Origin of the sequence: Bradyrhizobium sp. 149 (genome assembly GCF_023073915.1) — a bacterium.
Taxonomy (GTDB): Bacteria; Pseudomonadota; Alphaproteobacteria; order Rhizobiales; family Xanthobacteraceae; genus Bradyrhizobium.
The window spans coordinates 322273-338822 of the sequence record NZ_JADPKK010000020.1 but is presented as its reverse complement, the minus strand read 5'-3'; the positions used below and the strand labels follow the sequence as shown (position 1 = coordinate 338822).

At 65.4% G+C, this 16550-nt stretch carries 22 protein-coding genes and 1 tRNA gene; 15 read left to right on the top strand and 8 right to left on the bottom strand.

Going from position 1 to position 16550, the window contains the following annotated elements:
• Window positions 1-19 precede the first annotated feature (19 nt).
• From IVA88_RS16690 to IVA88_RS16650, 9 genes are all read left to right on the top strand, one after another.
• Window positions 20-679: an NAD(P)H-binding protein gene (locus tag IVA88_RS16690; RefSeq protein WP_247498315.1), complete on the top strand. Its 660-nt coding sequence runs from the start codon at window positions 20-22 to the stop codon at window positions 677-679.
• 80 nt (window positions 680-759) lie between these two features.
• Window positions 760-1197, top strand: coding sequence for a DUF2948 family protein (locus IVA88_RS16685; protein ID WP_247498314.1), 438 nt, complete (start codon window positions 760-762; stop codon window positions 1195-1197).
• A 164-nt stretch (window positions 1198-1361) separates the two neighbouring features.
• Entirely contained in the window at window positions 1362-2657 is a 1296-nt protein-coding gene (gene hisD / locus IVA88_RS16680) for a histidinol dehydrogenase (protein WP_247498313.1), read from the top strand.
• On the top strand, window positions 2654-3151 hold the full coding sequence (locus IVA88_RS16675; RefSeq protein ID WP_018453111.1) for a UPF0262 family protein: 498 nt from the start codon (window positions 2654-2656) through the stop codon (window positions 3149-3151). The genes hisD and IVA88_RS16675 overlap by 4 nt, the downstream gene beginning before the upstream one ends.
• A 5-nt stretch (window positions 3152-3156) precedes the next feature.
• Complete coding sequence (locus IVA88_RS16670) at window positions 3157-3624, top strand: low molecular weight phosphatase family protein (protein WP_247498312.1); 468 nt, start codon at window positions 3157-3159, stop codon at window positions 3622-3624.
• Window positions 3625-3780: 156 nt separating this feature from the next.
• The gene (locus IVA88_RS16665; protein ID WP_094893028.1) at window positions 3781-4410 is read left to right on the top strand and encodes a Maf-like protein; all 630 of its coding nucleotides are present in this window, start codon (window positions 3781-3783) and stop codon (window positions 4408-4410) included.
• A 155-nt stretch (window positions 4411-4565) separates the two neighbouring features.
• Entirely contained in the window at window positions 4566-4748 is a 183-nt protein-coding gene (yacG, locus tag IVA88_RS16660; protein ID WP_007597555.1) for a DNA gyrase inhibitor YacG, read from the top strand.
• Between the two features lie 185 nt (window positions 4749-4933).
• A tRNA-Phe gene (locus IVA88_RS16655) sits at window positions 4934-5009 on the top strand.
• 179 nt (window positions 5010-5188) lie between these two features.
• Window positions 5189-5428: a hypothetical protein gene (locus IVA88_RS16650; RefSeq protein WP_247498311.1), complete on the top strand. Its 240-nt coding sequence runs from the start codon at window positions 5189-5191 to the stop codon at window positions 5426-5428.
• 13 nt (window positions 5429-5441) lie between these two features.
• On the opposite strand, the gene IVA88_RS32435 is transcribed toward IVA88_RS16650, so the two are convergent.
• On the bottom strand, window positions 5442-5570 hold the full coding sequence (locus tag IVA88_RS32435) for a hypothetical protein (protein ID WP_256466801.1): 129 nt from the start codon (window positions 5568-5570) through the stop codon (window positions 5442-5444).
• Between the two features lie 10 nt (window positions 5571-5580).
• Here IVA88_RS32435 and IVA88_RS16645 point away from each other — a divergent pair, with 10 nt between their 5' ends.
• The 4 genes from IVA88_RS16645 (at window position 5581) to IVA88_RS16630 (ending at window position 9458) form a co-directional block, all read left to right on the top strand.
• Entirely contained in the window at window positions 5581-6432 is an 852-nt protein-coding gene (locus IVA88_RS16645; protein WP_247498310.1) for a hypothetical protein, read from the top strand.
• A gap of 339 nt (window positions 6433-6771) precedes the next feature.
• Window positions 6772-7446, top strand: coding sequence for a heme-binding beta-barrel domain-containing protein (locus tag IVA88_RS16640; RefSeq protein ID WP_247498309.1), 675 nt, complete (start codon window positions 6772-6774; stop codon window positions 7444-7446).
• 19 nt (window positions 7447-7465) lie between these two features.
• Complete coding sequence (locus IVA88_RS16635) at window positions 7466-8176, top strand: dihydrofolate reductase family protein (RefSeq protein WP_247498308.1); 711 nt, start codon at window positions 7466-7468, stop codon at window positions 8174-8176.
• A gap of 10 nt (window positions 8177-8186) precedes the next feature.
• Entirely contained in the window at window positions 8187-9458 is a 1272-nt protein-coding gene (locus IVA88_RS16630) for an NAD(P)/FAD-dependent oxidoreductase (protein WP_247498307.1), read from the top strand.
• A 43-nt stretch (window positions 9459-9501) separates the two neighbouring features.
• Here IVA88_RS16630 and IVA88_RS16625 read toward each other — a convergent pair whose 3' ends face one another.
• From IVA88_RS16625 to IVA88_RS16595, 7 genes are all read right to left on the bottom strand, one after another.
• Window positions 9502-9822 carry a hypothetical protein gene (locus IVA88_RS16625; protein ID WP_247498306.1) on the bottom strand — a complete coding sequence of 107 codons (321 nt, stop codon included), beginning with the start codon at window positions 9820-9822 and terminating at the stop codon, window positions 9502-9504.
• A 232-nt stretch (window positions 9823-10054) separates the two neighbouring features.
• Complete coding sequence (locus tag IVA88_RS16620) at window positions 10055-10258, bottom strand: isochorismatase family protein (protein ID WP_247498305.1); 204 nt, start codon at window positions 10256-10258, stop codon at window positions 10055-10057.
• Between the two features lie 114 nt (window positions 10259-10372).
• The gene (locus IVA88_RS16615; RefSeq protein ID WP_247498304.1) at window positions 10373-10720 is read right to left on the bottom strand and encodes a DUF3088 domain-containing protein; all 348 of its coding nucleotides are present in this window, start codon (window positions 10718-10720) and stop codon (window positions 10373-10375) included.
• A 78-nt stretch (window positions 10721-10798) separates the two neighbouring features.
• Window positions 10799-11377, bottom strand: a complete 579-nt coding sequence (locus IVA88_RS16610; protein WP_247498303.1) for a hypothetical protein — start codon at window positions 11375-11377, stop codon at window positions 10799-10801.
• A gap of 198 nt (window positions 11378-11575) precedes the next feature.
• Window positions 11576-12889: a tetratricopeptide repeat protein gene (locus IVA88_RS16605; protein ID WP_247498302.1), complete on the bottom strand. Its 1314-nt coding sequence runs from the start codon at window positions 12887-12889 to the stop codon at window positions 11576-11578.
• 12 nt (window positions 12890-12901) lie between these two features.
• On the bottom strand, window positions 12902-13924 hold the full coding sequence (locus tag IVA88_RS16600; protein WP_247498301.1) for an aldo/keto reductase: 1023 nt from the start codon (window positions 13922-13924) through the stop codon (window positions 12902-12904).
• A 138-nt stretch (window positions 13925-14062) separates the two neighbouring features.
• On the bottom strand, window positions 14063-14488 hold the full coding sequence (locus IVA88_RS16595) for a PaaI family thioesterase (RefSeq protein WP_247498300.1): 426 nt from the start codon (window positions 14486-14488) through the stop codon (window positions 14063-14065).
• 69 nt (window positions 14489-14557) lie between these two features.
• Here IVA88_RS16595 and IVA88_RS16590 point away from each other — a divergent pair, with 69 nt between their 5' ends.
• Window positions 14558-15184 (top strand): CoA pyrophosphatase, encoded by a 627-nt coding sequence (locus IVA88_RS16590; RefSeq protein ID WP_247498299.1) that lies wholly within the window; start codon window positions 14558-14560, stop codon window positions 15182-15184.
• 71 nt (window positions 15185-15255) lie between these two features.
• On the top strand, window positions 15256-16473 hold the full coding sequence (locus IVA88_RS16585; protein ID WP_247498298.1) for a hypothetical protein: 1218 nt from the start codon (window positions 15256-15258) through the stop codon (window positions 16471-16473).
• Window positions 16474-16550: the final 77 nt, after the last annotated feature.

The following is a 16550-nucleotide window of genomic DNA, read 5'->3' as shown; positions in this document are numbered from 1 at the left end:
GCGTATTGGGGACGTCCCGATGCAGATCATCATCTTCGGCGCGACCGGCATGGTCGGGCAGGGCGCTTTGCGTGAGTGCCTGATCGATGCCGGCATCGACCGCGTGGTTGCGATCGGCCGCAGCCCGACCGGTGTGCGCAACGCCAGGCTCACGGAGATCATACATGGCGATTTCACGGACTACTCAGTGATCGAAGCGCAGCTCACCGGCTTCGACGCCTGCTTCTTCTGCCTCGGCGTCTCCTCGATCGGCATGAGCGAGGAGCGCTACCGTCATGTCACCTACGACCTCACGCTCGCGGCGGCGGCCACGCTCGCCCGGCTCAATCCGCAGATGACATTCGTCTATGTCACGGGCGCCGGCACCGATTCCACCGAGCAGGGTTCGCGGATGTGGGCGCGGATCAAGGGCAAGACCGAGAACGATCTGCTCAAGCTGCCGTTCAGGACGGCCTACATGTTCCGGCCCGGTGCGATCCAACCCCTTCACGGTGCCCGCTCCAAGACGGCGTGGGTGCAGGCCGTGTATGCAGCAACCTGGCCACTCTGGTCGGTACTGCGCCGACTCTCGCCGCGGCTCGTCACCTCGACCGAGCAGATGGGCCGCGCCATGATCCGGGTGGCCCGGGAGGGATATCCGCGGAAGGTGCTGGAGATGGAGGATATCAATAGCCTCTAATCCGGTGGAGCGTTAGTTCTAGGGAAATTTCGGCGCCCGCGCGCGTTGTGCCCTGTCCGCCCGAAGGAGAAGCGCCGTCGATGTCTCCCCCGCTCAAACTGATCGCACTCGACGCCGACGACCTCGCCGTGATCTCGGCCCACGTCCAGGACGCCCGCGTGCAGCCCTCGGACATCGTCTGGCGGCAAAGCGAAAAGCGGCTGGTGATCGGCATGAGCCGGTTGGACTGGGAGCAGACGCTGGACGGCGAGGCCGAGCCGCGCAGGCTGGTGGCTGCGCTGCGTTTCGACCGGGTGCTTGCCTGCAAGTCGCGCAACGTCGACCTCGCCGCGCCGGACACAATTCTGGACCTTGTCGGCATCGAATTCCACGGCCAGGACGCCCCCGGCGGCAGCACGCTGCTCCTGTTTGCCCAAGGCGGCGCCATCCGGCTCGAAGTCGAATGCCTGGAGTGCGAGCTGACTGATCTGGGGGCGGATGAGCTGGGGACCGGGTTGGAGGTTGAAGGGGAGGGGTAAGGTGGCATGCCAGGGCCACACATTCCGCCGTCGTCCCGGCGAACGGCAGGACGACGCGGGAGGGGAACGGCCCGGCCCAAGGGTTGACGCAGCTTCCCCGCCGCGCCATTGAGCATGGGCCCGGTGAGCCAAACCGCGCCCCCAAAAACCAGTTAGAAGCCAAGATGCCCGTTCGTCTCGACCGCAGCAGCGCCGATTTTGACCAGCGATTCGTGGCCTTCCTGGCCGCCAAGCGCGAGGCGTCGGCCGATGTCGAGACCGCCGTGCGTGCCATCGTCGACGACGTCGCGAAGCGGGGCGATGCCGCGCTGCTCGAGGCCACGGCAAAGTTCGACCGGTTGACGCTGGATGCATCTGGCCTGCGCGTTACCGCCGCCGAGATCGAGGCCGCGGTGAAAGCCTGCGATGCCGCGACGCTGGATGCGCTCAAGCTCGCGCGCGACCGCATCGAGACCTATCACCGGCGCCAACTGCCGAAGGACGAGCGCTTCACCGATCCGCTCGGCGTCGAGCTCGGCTGGCGCTACACCGCGATCGAATCGGCCGGCCTCTACGTGCCCGGCGGCACCGCGGCCTATCCGTCCTCGGTGCTGATGAATGCGGTGCCGGCCAGGGTCGCCGGCGTGGCGCGTCTCGTCATGGTGGTGCCCTCGCCCGACGGCAAGCTCAACCCGCTGGTGCTGGCGGCAGCAAAGCTCGGCGGCGTCACCGAAATCTATCGCGTCGGCGGCGCGCAGGCGGTGGCCGCGCTCGCGCATGGCACCGCGACGATCGCCCCGGTCGCCAAGATCGTCGGACCCGGCAACGCCTATGTCGCCGCGGCAAAGCGGCTGGTGTTCGGCAAGGTCGGCATCGACATGATCGCCGGCCCTTCCGAGGTGCTGGTCATCGCCGACGACACCGGCAATGCCGACTGGATTGCCGCCGACCTGCTGGCCCAGGCCGAGCACGATTCCAGCGCACAGTCGATCCTGATTACCGATTCCGCGCGCCTTGCCGCCGATGTCGAAAAGGCCGTCGAGGCGCAGTTGAAGACGCTGCCGCGCGCTCCGATCGCCAGCGCCTCGTGGGCCGATTTCGGCGCCATCATCATCGTGAAGAACCTCAACGAATCCATTCCGCTCGCGGATGCGATTGCCGCCGAGCATCTCGAGATCATGACGCAGGATCCCGACGCGCTCGCCGCAAAGATCCGCAACGCCGGGGCCGTGTTTCTCGGGCCGCATACGCCGGAAGCGATCGGCGACTATGTCGGCGGCTCCAACCACGTGTTGCCGACGGCGCGCTCGGCACGGTTCTCCTCGGGCCTCTCGGTGCACGATTTCCTCAAGCGCACCTCGATCCTCAAATGCGGCCCGGATCAGCTGCGTGCGCTGGGTCCGGCCGCGATGATTCTCGGCAAGGCGGAGGGGCTAGATGCCCATTCGCGTTCGATTGGATTGCGCCTCAACCTGTCATGACCCAGCCGCCCGAACAGGACGACTCGACCAATCGCATCGTCGGCGTCACGCTCGACGAGGACTCGATCGGCCGTTCCGGGCCCGACATCGAGCATGAGCGCGCGATCGCGATCTACGATCTGATCGAGCAGAATTTGTTCGCGCCGGAGGGCGCCGACGGGAAGGGCCCGTTCACGCTGCATATCGGCATCACCGGCAGCCGTCTGATGTTCGACATCCGCCGTGAGGACGGTACGCCCGTGGTCGCGCATCTGCTGTCGCTGACGCCGTTCCGGCGGATCGTGAAGGACTATTTCATGATCTGCGACAGCTACTACCAGGCGATCCGCACCGCGACCCCGGACAAGATCGAGGCCATCGACATGGGCCGCCGCGGCATTCATGACGAGGGATCGCGTACGCTGCAGGAGCGGCTGAAGGGCAAGGTGCGGGTCGATTTCGAGACCTCGCGCCGGCTGTTCACGCTCATTACCGTTCTGCACTGGAAGGGTTAAGCGCGATGGCGGGTCCGCCACGCGCACGCGATCCGCAATCGGTGCTGTTCGCCTGCGCCATGAACAGCGTGCGCTCGCCGATGGCCGAGAGCCTGCTGCGGCACATGTTTCCGCAAGGCCTCTACGTGAAGTCGGCCGGCGCCAGGCGCGGCGAGCTCGATCCGTTCGCGGTGTCCGTGATGGCGGAGCTCGGCCAGGACATCGCCAGCCACAAGCCGCAGACCTTCGAGGAGCTGGAGGACTGGGAAGGGCTGAATTTCGACCTCATCATCACGCTGTCGCCGGAGGCGCACCACAAGGCGCTGGAGCTGACCCGCACGCTCGCCGCCGACGTCGAGTATTGGCCGACGCTTGATCCCACCACCATGGAAGGCAGCCGCGACCAGAAATTGGCTGCCTATCGCGACGTCTGCGACCAGCTCCTGCTGCGCATCCGTCGGCGGTTTTCGAAGGCGGGCGCAGCGAGCGGGTAGCATGCGGCGCCCGTAACACCCGCGTCACAGGCTGCGGGCACACGCATCCTGTACCCGTCGAATCGGTAAAGTCAGGGTTCCCGGGTTGTGAAATCAGCCCCCGTCCGATAGGTTCCGCGCGCAATTCACCCCCTGCTTCATTCCCCAAATCACCTGATGCTCGGCCGCCCCAAATTCGTTCTCGCCTCCGGTTCGCCGCGGCGCCTGTCGCTGCTCAACCAGGCCGGCATCGAGCCGGACGCGCTCCGGCCGGCCGACGTCGACGAGACGCCGAAGCGGGGCGAGCTTCCGCGCGCCTGCGCCAACCGGCTCGCGCGGGCCAAGGCCGATGCGGCGCTCAAATCGGTGCAGCTGGACGACGAGCTGCGCGGCGCCTTCATCCTCGCCGCCGACACGGTGGTGGCGGTCGGCCGCCGCATCCTGCCCAAGGCCAACCTCGTCGACGAGGCCGCGCAGTGCCTGCGGCTGCTGTCCGGCCGCAATCACCGCGTCTACACCGCGATCACCCTGGTGACGCCGCGCGAGGCCTTCCGCCAGCGCCTGGTCGAGACCCGGGTCCGCTTCAAGCGCCTCTCGGAGGACGACATCCAGGCCTATATCGGCTCCGGCGAATGGCGCGGCAAAGCCGGCGGCTACGCGGTGCAGGGCATCGCCGGGTCGTTCGTGGTCAAGATGGTGGGGTCCTACACCAATGTGGTTGGCCTGCCGCTCTACGAGACCACCACGCTGCTCGGCGGCGAAGGTTTCCCGATCCGCTTCGGCTGGCTCAACGCCACCGCCGTGTGAGCCGAAAAGCCGCTCCTGCAAAAATCGCGAAAACAACCCCATGCACAGTAGAATTGCCCCGCGGGAATCTGGCCGCGACGCCTGCGCTTCCGCCGGAGGAACCCCTTTGGCGACAGGCTCTTGAACTCACTCACCTCGTGTAAGCAGCGCACCTTATGGACGACCAGGTGAAAAAGCCCGCAAGCCCCCTCAAAACCTGCCCGATCTGCGGCAAGCCGCAGTCCGAGGCCACCCGCCCGTTCTGCTCCTCGCGCTGCCGCGACGTCGATCTGAACCGCTGGCTGAAAGGCTCCTACGTCATCCCCGGCCGCGATGACGAGGCAGATGGAGAAGAATAACCCTTTTGCGTCAATTATTTAAATTCTCAAGCCGTCGCCGCGCGCCGTTCCTCCCGAGCCCCGCTCCGCTTTGTGCACAGCTGCGCCGCACCCCGCGAAGCCATCGGCGAAGCGTGGGTGGACAGGCAGCCTTCGGCCCACTATAAACCGCCCGCTCGATGGGCTTTGGCCCCTCTTTGGAGCACGCCCAGGTAGCTCAGTTGGTAGAGCATGCGACTGAAAATCGCAGTGTCGGTGGTTCGATTCCGCCCCTGGGCACCATTTTCGCTCTCCACGGGCAACATCTTCCCCGGCGCCAAGCCTTGACCAGCCGGCTCGCGCAGCAATCCGTTCCGGAACCAGATCGCATCCGCCCATCCTGGCACTCTGCTTGCTCAGTCAGCACCAAAGTCTGGCCTTGGCAGAGAGGCCGTTTCAGGTTGAGGCAAGCGATGCAAGACATGTCCCGTTCTGGTGCTGCCGGCGAACTCCGGCTCGATGCGTTGGTCGCCGATTTGTGGTGGCGCGTTCGGCTCATGAACACCGACATTCTCGAGGAAGAGGCCAGAGCAGGGGTGTTTGACGTGCTTCAGCCGGCATATCCGCTTCTTGCGCTTAATCTTCGCGCGCGACGCGACAATTTGGTCTCGACGATCGGCGTCCTCGAGCAGCGTGCGAGATCACGGTCGGAAGCGGCTTGAGGGCGGTCTTCGGCTACACCGGAAACGTCAGCGACTTCGCCAGCCTGACCAGATCGACCTGGCGCTGGCAGCTCGTCTTTTCGAGGACGTGAACGAGGTGGCTCTTCACGGTGCTGAGGGCAACGCGGAGCGAGGCAGACATCGCGCCTCGTATGGTGTCCGCGGCAGATGAGCTCGAGGATGCGAATCTCGGCCGGCGTCAGGTTATAGAGCTGGTTGAGCGCATCGCGGGCAATCGCGGCGGCCCGGCAGTCGACGTCACGAACAACGCGGCAGCGGCGCTCTGGATCAGACCGGATCGCGTGTGGCTCGGTGGCCGACATGACGCGCGTCCCGTGCCTCAACTTTTTCAAGCGCAGTTCCAGCTCCTGCGGCGTCTGGCTAAAGTTGCAGGTCGACTGTTTCACATTTGGTTGCAAAAATCTGTGGCACAACTTCGGTTCGCCGTGTTAGCATTCCCTTTGGGAATGGAATTGATCGTCTCCCGTAATTGGAAGGACCTGGTCATGACGTTGTCACGCTTTGTTGCCCGTCCCGCCGTCGCCATCCCGTCGATTGCGGTGTTGCTGTGCGGCCTGAGTGGCACGGCAATGTCGCAACCGACACCCGCCGACACCCAGCTTCCCGGCGTCACCGTCGAAGCGCCGAAGCAGATGACGAGACCTCACAAGCCGGTGCATCGTACGGTCGCCCGCAGCAACAGGTCCGTCACAATCTCCTCGACGCCGGCAACGGCTGAGCCGACGTCGGACGTCGTGAAGCTTGCCAAGCTCGCCGCCACCACGAACAACTGCGTCGGCGGCTGCCAGTCGAGCTTCAAGTCGGGCGACAAACCCTGGGTTGGTTGCAGCGCTACCGGCGGCGTGTACTCGGCAACGTGCCGCAATGTCGGCAACTACAAGAGCTACGACGAGTGCAAGGAGGCCGGGCGCATCACCGGCTGGCGATCGGGCGAGACCTCGGCGTATTGCAGCAGCGTGGCGTTGTCGGCGGGCTGGCGCTGAATTAGCAGGGCTGCTCGCGCAGGAGATGCCGCCCGCGGGGCGCAGCCGAAACATGCGAGATCATGACGGTCGCGGCGTGGCCTCTCGTCCGATTGGACGATGCACGATCGCCAACGCATCGACGAGCATCGCGTGAGCGACGACACATATTATCCCGTTCGGTCAATCTAGCTTTGCGTCAGGTGGCTCGCGGAGTCGAACCAGGCCGGTTCGGCTCCGCTTCGCGTCATGTATCGTCTGCGTGTGGCGCTTGTGCCCATTCGCGATTGTGAGGCTTGAGCACGAGCCACGTCCGCGCTCTCATGCTATCGCTGCCTCGCAACTTCCGCGAGGACATCCATGCTGCCCCTTCCCGCCGACATCTTCACCGAGCCCGCGGACGTCTCGCCCGACGGCCTTGCCAATCTCGGTCCGCTCCGCCGTCTCGCCGGCGTCTGGCAGGCCGACAAGGGGGTCGACATCAATCCGAAGGCGGAGGGCCCGGAGCGGCGGACCTTCATCGAGTGCATCCGGATGGACCCGATCGACCCGCAGGCCAATGGGCCGCAGCTGCTCTACGGGCTGCGCTACCACATCCACATCAACACGCCCGAGGAAGACATCACCTTCCACGACCAGGTCGGCTATTGGTTGTGGGAGCCCGCGACCGGACTGATCATGCAGACGCTGGCGATCCCGCGCGGGCAGGTGCTGCTCGCCTCGGGGAAGGCCGGGCCGGACGACAAAACGGTCTCCGTCACCGCCAAGCGCGGCGACACCGCTTACGGGATCTGCTCGACTGATTTTCTGGAACGAGCCTTCCGTACCGATGCTTACCGCTGCGACATCACCTTCAACGATGACGGAAGTTGGACCTATCTGATCCAGACCGAGTTGTTCGTGCGCGGCGCGCCGTTCAACCATCGCGACACCAACACGCTAAAACTCGTCGCACCGCCAAAGCTCAATCCCCTCGCGGTGATCGTGAACGATCGCGCCACGCGGAATGAGAAGGGCAATGAGCCGGCAGCCTGAGCGCGGCCCGGAGATACGCATGAAGCCTTACGTCATCTGTCTGATGCATTCGAGTCTGGACGGCCGCACCCACCCCAGCCGCTGGCGTCCGGAGGGCGCGGGCACCGACTGGTTCGAGAAGGTCCATGACGAACTCGGCGGCGATGCCTGGGTGATCGGCCGCGTCACCGGCTCGGAGTTCGCCAAGGGCAAGCCCTATCCTACGACGGCGGACGTGAAATTTCCGCGCGAAAACTGGTTCGCGCGGCGCGACGCAAAAACCTATGGCGTCGTGCTCGATGCGCAGGGCAAAATCGGCTGGGGCCGCTCCGATATCGGCGGCGATCCGATCGTCGTGGTGCTGACCGAGGGCGTCTCCGATTCGCATCTCGCCGGGCTCCGCGGTGAGGGCGTATCCTATATCTTTGCCGGCAAATCCGAGACCGATCTCGCGCTGACGCTGGACATTCTCAACCGCGAGCTCGGCGTGAAGCGCTTGCTGCTGGAGGGCGGCGGCGTCGCAAACGGCGCGTTCCTGCGTGCCGGCCTCATCGACGAATTCGATCTGATCCTCAGCCCTGCGATCGATGGCGCCAAGGGCGCGCCCTTCGTGTTCGACTCCACGGACGCCGACGCCGACCAGCGTGCGCCGCTGACAGCGATGACGCTGGAGAGCACGCGGGATCTCGGCGGAGGTGTCCTGCTGCTGCGCTATCTCATCCAAAACGATCCGCAGGCCGTGGGCAAGTAACAGCACCGAGATGTCGGCAACATCAGAGCATATCGTCATCGTCGGTGCCGGCGCGGCCGGCCTGATGGCCGGGCGCGAGCTGGCGCGCGCGGGCAGGACAGTGACGATCCTGGAGGCGCGCGAGCGCTGCGGCGGCCGCATCCATCCGCTATCTATCTCGCAGTTCGGCTACCCCGCCGACGGCGGCGCCGAATTCGTCCACGGCGAGGCGCCGGTCACGCGCGCGCTGCTGCGCGAAGCCGGACTGTCCCTTCAGGAGATCGAAGGCGAGCGGTGGAGCTTTGACGGCGCACACATCGTGCGCGAGGATCGCCACGATCCGCAACAGGCTGAGCTGCAAGCCGTGCTTCGGCAATTGAACGAGGACCTCACTGTCGCCGATTTTCTGCGCCGGCATTTTGCCGAAGATGAATACGCGTGGTTGCGCCACTCGATCGAGCGGATGGTCGAGGGCTACGATGCGGCCGACCCCGAGCGCGCCTCGACGCTGGCGCTGCGCGAGGAATGGATGGCTTGCGGGCACTCTCCGCAGGCGCGGATCAAGGGCGGCTATGGTGCGATGATCGAGTTCCTGGCGGCCGAGTGCCGCAGGTATGGCGTTGCAGTCTATCTCCGCTGCGCAGTGTCGGCGATCGAGGAGGCCGGTGGCACGCTGGTCGTCCGCTGTGCCGGCGGCGACGTACATGGATGCGATCGCGTGATCCTCACTGTTCCATTGCCGTTGCTGCGCGAGATCGCCCTCCCGGAGAGCGCACGCGCGAAGGCCGCGTGTGCCGACGACATCGGCTTCGGTAACGTGATAAAGATCCTGCTGCGTTTCACCCGGCCGTGGTGGCGCGAGCGCAAGCAAGAGCTCGCGGACATGAGCTTCCTTTTGTCCGACCAGACCATCCCGGTGTGGTGGACGCAACATCCGGACCGGCACCCCGTGCTGACCGGATGGTTCGGCGGGCCGCGCACGGCAGCGCTGTCGCAGCTCGGCCCGCAAGCGCTGATCGATGCCGGGCTCGATTCGCTTGCTACCGTCTTCAGCCTGTCGCGCGAGGACCTCGCGCGTGAGCTCGTCGCGGCCGTTGCGACCAACTGGGCGCATGATCCCTTCGCCCGCGGCGCCTATTCGTGGGCGACGCCGCGGACGCGCGGGGCGCAAACGATCCTCGCGCGCGCCGATGGTCCGGTGCTGTTCTCCGGCGAGGCGCTTTATCGCGGAGCCGACATGGGCACGGTCGAGGCGGCGCTGGCGAGCGGTCAGCAGACGGCGGGGATGATCTTGCAGGGATAGCTGAGAGGCAAGAAAAAGGCCCGCATTCCGCGGGCCTTTCATCTTACCAGCGGCCGCCGCCGAAGCCGAATGTCACGCTGGGACCGCCGCCGCCGTAATATCCGTAGGGTCCGCCGCCGTAATAGCCGTGGTGCCGCGGGTAATAGCCGTAGCTCCGGTAATGCGGACGATGAAAGCCGTGATGGTGGTGAGGACGCCAGTGATGGCGATGGCCATGATGGTGGTGCCTGTGCTGCGCGCTGATATCGGTCGACTGGCCGGCTGGCGCGTTGTGTTTCGCGCTTGAATTATTGGCCGCGTTCGCCGCCGATCCGCCGGCAAGCGCCGCAGCACCGACGGCCATCGCGACAAAGAGATATTTCATGTCATCACTCCAGTTGAATGTCGTGTGACAACACATGGGCATTCGGCGCGTTCCGGCCAGTGCGGGCGTCGAAACGACGCAGTTTCATCGCCGTCGGTTTCGTGCGTCTCGTGAGATCTATTGTCGCACAACCGGCGTTGATCGCAACTCTGCCATCACTCTGCCGCGAATGACGCAATCACGTCATCGGTGGTGATCATGCGCGCGAATTCGCCGTTGAGGTTCGACAGCGTCATCGCATGGATCTCCTCGGCCGAGGTTTGGTGCCCTCATGACGAATGTGGAAGATCAGCGCGCCGCTCGTTCTGAACGCCTTCAGGAGATCGGCAATGCGCGCCACCGCATCCGGGTTGTTGCGCCGCTTGCCGGCCGCCTCCCATTCGTCGAACGCGCGCTGGACGTCGACGACGATGAGGGCAGGGAGGGGGTGAGGCATGAGGAGCGGCTTTCAGACTTGCTTGCTGCACCGATTATGCGAGGCGATAGTGACAACACGTAATGTCAATCTTCCCTCGTTCGCGACGGCATTCCGGGCCACGCGCGCTCACCCTCACGGATGCGGATCGGGGAAACCGTGGCGTTCGGAGAGTGCGGCAAGGATTGCGTCCTTGTCGGCAATGAGCGCGCGGCCCTGATGGCTGCCGGTCTGGTGCGGCGAGGCCGCTCCAACCGCCAGCACGAGCAGCGGCAGCGACTGGTTCTGCTCGCCGACCAGTGCGATCACGGCCTGCCGCGGGCGTGGCCACGCGATGCGCTCAACGTCGAGCTTCTCGGCGAGCTGCGGAAACGAGACCAGCACGCCCTCGATGAGCGCGCAATGCCAGCAATAGAAATGGCGGCCCGGATAGGCCGGGTCCCCGAATCCAGGACGCAGCAGAAACAGGCGGTCGCGCATCATGGGCTGCTCCGAAACATGGCCGCGATCATACACAATGATTGATGTCCGGGGCCGGCTTCCGCCGGGATGGGGATGCCGCTACTTGAACGGATCCTGGATCGACGGCGCCGACTGCCTGATACGACGCACGCTCACGGGCGTGCCGTCGGAAACGAACAGCAGTTCGTAGCGGCGGCCCTCGCTGTCGGTGGCGGAGCAGGTGACATCGGTCACCTTCCTGGCGGCGAAATTGCCGGTCTGGCGGCAGAGGCCGGTGGAGGTCTGCTCGGCCGGCACCGGCAGCCCGTCGACCTTGGGGCGGTCCTTGGAGTTGAGCAGCATGCGGTCGATCGGCAGCTCATAGGAATTGTCGTCGGCGCGCTTGCCGTTCTCGCCGGAGAACGACACGACATGATTGTCATCGGAGGGATCGTCGACGGCGACCGCGAAATTGACCCGGCCCCTGTCGCCATGGGCGTAGGCCACCGTCTTGCAGGCGAAGGTACGGCCGGCGACCTTCAGCGTCTTGCAATGGCCGGACATCAGCGCCAGCAGGTCGACAAATGCGTTTGGCTGCCCCGGCGGATTATTGACGGGAATCGGCCCGGAAGGCTCGGCAAAACAAGGGCTTACCGAGAAAGTGAGGGCCGCAATGAGAATTGGTCGGCAGAGGCGCATCGAAAGGCTCACATGCCAGGGAACCGCGGAAAAGTTCCTGCCGATAACCATCGAACCGCAAATTGGTTGCGGTCCCGTTTGTTCTGCCGAATCCGACTGGAATACCACCCGTGCCACCCCAACGGCGATTCGCCCATATCGCCCGACCCATTCCCGGCGGGCACTTGCCGTCAGGCTGGTGTTTTTTTCGTGGCGGAGCTAGCCCATCGCGGCCTGCCAGCGCGTATCGCGCAAGGATGGACGGCGGTGCAGGCGGGCATCGAGCAGGGCGCGGGCGCGGGGCAGCTCGCCGCTGCGCATCAGCGCGACGATAAAGGTGTCCTCGATCAACTCGCGCTGGGCGTGGCTGCCACCGACGCGCACGACCTCGCCGAGAACGGGCGCGAGCAATTGCACGCATGCCGCGTAATCCTCGTCAGCAAAGGCTGCCAGCGCGCGGCAGACCGCCGGCACGACGGGACCGGCCGGCAGCTTGCCATCGCCGAGCCGCTGCTCGATCACGGCAAGACGCGTGGCGAGCGCCTCGCGATTTTGCGTCGCTGCGGCGAACAGCGCCATGTGGACGTCGGCAAAGGGCAGGCTTGACTTCGGAAACAGCTTTTGCGCGGCGGCGTCGCCTTCGATCCAGAGCGCTCTCGGCACCGCGTGGCCGTAAGCCGACAGACGCCAGAGCAGCGAGGCGGCGTCGGTGATGACGTTCAGCGGCGGCGCCTGTGTGGCCTTTGGCTGCAGCACGTCGGCATAGATCGCAAGCGCCCGCGCGGCATCGCCATGCTCCAGCGCGCCGAGCGCCTGATGCCACCGGATGTGGCCGTGCAAAATTCCGGCGCGCTCGTAGCAGGGGATCCAGTCATCGACGAGCTGGTCGGCTGCCTCGATCGAACCGTCCTCGAACATCGCATGCAGCACGGCGTGCGCGGCGTGGGCGTTGTGCCGGCGCAGGTCGAAGCCACGCTCGGTGACGCCGCGGCCGCGACTGACGTCGCCGTTCTCGGTCATGGCCCAGCCGTACATGGTGAGGAACCACCAATCCTCGCCATAGTGATGCGCGAGGTGCTCGCACAGCTCTTGCCGCGCGCGGTCGTGATCGGCCATGCCGGAGAACGCGAACAGGCCGAACGCGCCGAGCGGCAGCGACAGCACCAATGCATCGCGCGGCCACGCCTCGACGTGCTTCAGCGTCGCCGCGATCGCCTCGGGCAGCCGGCCTTCGATTGCGAGCGACAGCGTCTCGACATGCGAACGCTCGCGCTCCATGCCGCGTTTCGCCACGATCTCGCGCGCGCGTGCCGCCTTGCTTCGCGCGAGATCGCCCTGTTGATAGAAGGCGTGCACGCGGGCGCGGGCGATATGGGGAAGCGCGAAGTCCGGATCGATCGCAATCGCGCGCTCCAGCGTTTCCGCCGTGCCGGTCCAGCCCGCGAGCATGAGGTCGATCCCCTCGCGATAAGCAAATGCCGCCTCGGGCGAAGAGGTGGACAGCGGCAGGCCGTAGCGATCTTCGAGAGCCATGGTTGTCTCGTATCAAGCCGTCCGCGCGCGGCGGCCTTCGATCGGATAGGCGGGGTCGTTGTAGCCCGGCGTCGAGGGATGACCCGGCACGACCAGTCTGTCGATCAGCGCCTCGTCCTCCGCGGTGAAGCGATAGTCGAGCGCGCGGACATAACCGTCCCATTGCTCCTCGGTGCGCGGGCCGGCGACGATCGAGGAGACAAAGGCGGAGTTCAGCACCCAGGCGACCGCGAACTGGCCGGCGGTGATGCCCTTTTTCTCGGCGTGGGCCTTGATCTCCTGCGCGAGCTGCAGTGATTCCGGCCGCCATTCGGTCTGCATCATGCGGGTGTCGTTGCGGCCCGCGCGCGTCTCCTTGTCAGGAGTTGCGTCGGGTTTGTACTTGCCTGTCAGCACGCCGCGCGCCAGCGGGCTGTAGGGCACGATGCCGAGGCCATAATAGGAGCAGGCCGGGAAGTGCTCGACCTCGGGCATGCGGTTCATGGCGTTGTAATAGGGCTGACTCACCGCGGGCCGGTCGATCCCGAGCCGGTCGCAGATGTTGCAGATTTCGGCGACGCGCCAGGCGCGGTAGTTCGAGACGCCGAAATAGCGCACCTTGCCCGCGCGGATCAGGTCACCCATCGCGCGCACCGTCTCCTCCAGCGGCGTCGCGTGGTCTTCCTTGTGCAGATAATAGATGTCGATGTGATCAGTGCCGAGCCGCTTCAGGCTTTCGTCGGCGGCCTGCAACACCCAGCGCCGCGACAGGCCGACACGGTTGGGATCCTCGCCCCCACCATTGTTCATGGGATTGGCGAGTTTTGTCGCGAGCACCCAGGCGTGACGGTTGCCGGCGATGGCGCGGCCGACGACCTCTTCGGATGCACCCTTCGAATAGGCATCCGCCGTGTCGATGAAATTGATGCCGGCCTCGCGTGCTTTCGCGATGATGCGCTTTGAGGCAGCTTCATCGGTCGGCCCGCCGAACATCATGGTGCCCAGACAGATCGGCGAAACTTTCAGACCAGTGCGGCCGAGCTGGCGATATTGCATGAGCTGGCTCCTCAGTGCTTCATTGGCCCTAGCATAGCCAGCTACCCCCGTCATTGCGAGCGCAGCGAGGCAATCCAGTGATGCGTCCGCGGAAAGAGTCTGGATTGCTTTTCTGCGCTCGTAATGAATGCGTGGAGCCTACGCCGGGCCCTTCAAAATCTTGAACACGCCATTGGCCATCACCACGCAGCGGTCATCCACGCTGACCTCGGTGCTCATGAAGACGAGGCTGCGCGTCGAGCGCACCACGCGCGGGCGGGAGATCAGGATGTCGCCGATCTGGCCGGCCTCGACGAAATGGGTGTCGAGCTGCACGGTCGCCATGAACTCCTTGCCGGAGACGTAGCGGGCGGTCATGCCGCAGGTACGGTCCGCGAACGTCATCATCACGCCGCCCTGGACCATGCCGCGGCGATTGTGGTGCTTGTCCTCGGTCGCGAGTGCGAATTCGTAGTGGCCGTCGACCTTGCGCTCCCACAATGGGCCGATCAGGTGCATGAAGCCCGTGGTCTCCAGGATGGTCCAGCCATCTGCTTTCAGCTTCGCGGCGGTCTTGTTGGTCATGTCGTCCATTTCCTGCGCGGGTCTTGCGATCTCATTTCATCGGGGCCGGACGTGGTGTAGTCAAGCAGCATGAGACCGTTCGACGATGCCACACGGCGGAATATCGCGGCTGCCTGCGCGGCCTTCACACGGCTGCCGCAGGATGAAGCGCCGGCGGCGTTGAAGCGTGCCGCGGTGGTCGTTGCGCTCACCGCGGCCAGCGAGGGCGATGACACGGCGTTGCTGCTCACGCTGCGCGCATCGCATCTGCGCGCTCATCGCGGCCAATGGGCCTTGCCGGGCGGACGCTGCGATGCCGGCGAGACGCCGGTCGAGGCGGCGCTGCGCGAGTTCGACGAGGAGCTTGGCCTGCGCCTCACCAGCGCGGAGGTGCTCGGTACGCTCGACGATTATCCGACCCGCTCCGGCTATCTGATCACCCCGGTCGTGGTCTGGGCCGCCGATGGTGCGGCGATCAAACCCAACCCGGACGAGGTCGCCTCCGTGCATCGCATCGCGCTTGCGACGGTCGAGCGCGCCGACGCCTTCGATTTCGTCGCGATCCCCGAGAGCACGCGCCGTGTGATCCGCTTCCATCATCAGTCGAGCCTGATCCACGCACCGACGGCGGCGCTGATCTACCAGTTCCGCGAAGTGCTGGCGGGACGGCACACCCGCGTCACCGAGCTGGAACAGCCGGTATTCGCCTGGAAGTGACGCAGGAGACAAAAAGAGAGGTAAACGGCGCGTTAACGTGACAGTTACCGGATGCCTGCTAAGAGGGCAGCATGCATCGATCGATTCGAAATGCCGTGAGGCTGGTTCCACTCGCGTTCGTCCTGCTCGTGCCTGCCGCGCGCGGTGGCGAATCCGACGCGCTGCCGCCGGCCGTCAGCAACGCCAAAGCCCAACTGTTGTCGCAGTTCTTTGCGCAAAGCGCGGGGGCATCGCCGGCCGTGCTCGAATATCGCCGCAAGCTGCAGGAATATCAGGCCGCGCGCGCGGCGTTCGACGAGGAGGCCGGCGCCTATTGGAGCCAGATTTCCGAGAAGCGTCGCGGCCGCAACGCGAAGCGGCGCAGCGGCCAGCAGATCACGTTGGAAGACTACGTGCTTGAGCATCCGCCGCTCTATAACGGGCCGAAGCGGCCGGTGAACCCGGAGCCGGAGGAAACCCCGGATCGCCCGACCAAAAAGCCGATACCGGTGGTCGCCGATCTCTTGCGCGCGGCGCAGGAACTCTACCAGTTCACGCCGCAGCGGCCGTCCAGCGAAGTCGAATTCAAGCGCGTCTATGCGCGCTACGCGCTGGCCTCGGGGCTGACGCGCGAGCAGGCGGTGCGGGTCTATGCGTTCGAGACCGGCGGCACCGGCAGTTACGACGTGCAAGCGGGGATCGAGCATGGCGGCAAGCGCGCCATTTCGACCGCGATGGGCTACAACCAGCTGCTGACCACCAACAGCGTCGAGCTGCTGGCCGAGCAGGGCCATGAATTCATCCGCGCGCTCTCTGACAAGGTCGCGCGGACCTCAGGCCCGGCGCGCCAGTCGCTCGAGCATAAGCTCACTATTCTGAAGAAGATGGTGGCGCATGCCAAGTCGGTGCCCGACACGTGGTCGGAGCACGAGAAGATCGGCAACACCGCGCAGGGCTGGGCCATGCATGCCATGGTGCTCGACATCGATATCGGGCCGATGCTGCAGACCCACAAGCTGCTCACCTCGGTGCTGTTCGCGCGCGCCAAGGGCTATAGCCGCCCGCTCAGCGCGGCCGAGCTCGAGATGATGAATCTCACCGGCGATGGCACCGGCCTCGACATGGTGACGATGCCGCAGGCGATGCGCGAGCAGGTGCCGACCTCGAACTTCTTCCAGCGCGGCGGTTACGAGCGCAACCCGGTCGCGATCCGGCACAACACGGTGGCGAAGCTGCTGGCGGTGACGGATACGCGGATGGACAGCAACAGCAACAATGCCGGCGCGCGGGAGCTGGCGGGGGCGTTTTGAAAGGTGTCTCTTCACCTCGCCCCGCTTGCGGGGAGAGGTCGGAATTCAAGCGTAGCTTGAATTCCGGGTGAGGGAGA

Excerpts from the sequence above, each read along its gene's own strand:
- hisD (WP_247498313.1), top strand. The coding sequence starts at position 1,362 with ATGCCCGTTCGTCTCGACCGCAGCAGCGCCGATTTTGACCAGCGATTC.
- IVA88_RS16635 (WP_247498308.1), top strand. The coding sequence starts at position 7,466 with ATGAAGCCTTACGTCATCTGTCTGATGCATTCGAGTCTGGACGGCCGC.
- IVA88_RS16670 (WP_247498312.1), top strand. The coding sequence starts at position 3,157 with ATGGCGGGTCCGCCACGCGCACGCGATCCGCAATCGGTGCTGTTCGCC.
- IVA88_RS16665 (WP_094893028.1), top strand. The coding sequence starts at position 3,781 with ATGCTCGGCCGCCCCAAATTCGTTCTCGCCTCCGGTTCGCCGCGGCGC.
- IVA88_RS16600 (WP_247498301.1), bottom strand. The coding sequence starts at position 13,924 with ATGCAATATCGCCAGCTCGGCCGCACTGGTCTGAAAGTTTCGCCGATC.
- IVA88_RS16595 (WP_247498300.1), bottom strand. The coding sequence starts at position 14,488 with ATGACCAACAAGACCGCCGCGAAGCTGAAAGCAGATGGCTGGACCATC.
- IVA88_RS16615 (WP_247498304.1), bottom strand. The coding sequence starts at position 10,720 with ATGATGCGCGACCGCCTGTTTCTGCTGCGTCCTGGATTCGGGGACCCG.
- IVA88_RS16645 (WP_247498310.1), top strand. The coding sequence starts at position 5,581 with ATGGTGTCCGCGGCAGATGAGCTCGAGGATGCGAATCTCGGCCGGCGT.
- IVA88_RS16690 (WP_247498315.1), top strand. The coding sequence starts at position 20 with ATGCAGATCATCATCTTCGGCGCGACCGGCATGGTCGGGCAGGGCGCT.
- IVA88_RS16640 (WP_247498309.1), top strand. The coding sequence starts at position 6,772 with ATGCTGCCCCTTCCCGCCGACATCTTCACCGAGCCCGCGGACGTCTCG.
- IVA88_RS16630 (WP_247498307.1), top strand. The coding sequence starts at position 8,187 with ATGTCGGCAACATCAGAGCATATCGTCATCGTCGGTGCCGGCGCGGCC.
- IVA88_RS16685 (WP_247498314.1), top strand. The coding sequence starts at position 760 with ATGTCTCCCCCGCTCAAACTGATCGCACTCGACGCCGACGACCTCGCC.
- IVA88_RS32435 (WP_256466801.1), bottom strand. The coding sequence starts at position 5,570 with ATGTCTGCCTCGCTCCGCGTTGCCCTCAGCACCGTGAAGAGCCACCTC.
- yacG (WP_007597555.1), top strand. The coding sequence starts at position 4,566 with ATGGACGACCAGGTGAAAAAGCCCGCAAGCCCCCTCAAAACCTGCCCG.
- IVA88_RS16675 (WP_018453111.1), top strand. The coding sequence starts at position 2,654 with ATGACCCAGCCGCCCGAACAGGACGACTCGACCAATCGCATCGTCGGC.
- IVA88_RS16620 (WP_247498305.1), bottom strand. The coding sequence starts at position 10,258 with ATGCCTCACCCCCTCCCTGCCCTCATCGTCGTCGACGTCCAGCGCGCG.
- IVA88_RS16590 (WP_247498299.1), top strand. The coding sequence starts at position 14,558 with ATGAGACCGTTCGACGATGCCACACGGCGGAATATCGCGGCTGCCTGC.
- IVA88_RS16650 (WP_247498311.1), top strand. The coding sequence starts at position 5,189 with ATGTCCCGTTCTGGTGCTGCCGGCGAACTCCGGCTCGATGCGTTGGTC.
- IVA88_RS16625 (WP_247498306.1), bottom strand. The coding sequence starts at position 9,822 with ATGAAATATCTCTTTGTCGCGATGGCCGTCGGTGCTGCGGCGCTTGCC.
- IVA88_RS16610 (WP_247498303.1), bottom strand. The coding sequence starts at position 11,377 with ATGCGCCTCTGCCGACCAATTCTCATTGCGGCCCTCACTTTCTCGGTA.
- IVA88_RS16585 (WP_247498298.1), top strand. The coding sequence starts at position 15,256 with ATGCATCGATCGATTCGAAATGCCGTGAGGCTGGTTCCACTCGCGTTC.
- IVA88_RS16605 (WP_247498302.1), bottom strand. The coding sequence starts at position 12,889 with ATGGCTCTCGAAGATCGCTACGGCCTGCCGCTGTCCACCTCTTCGCCC.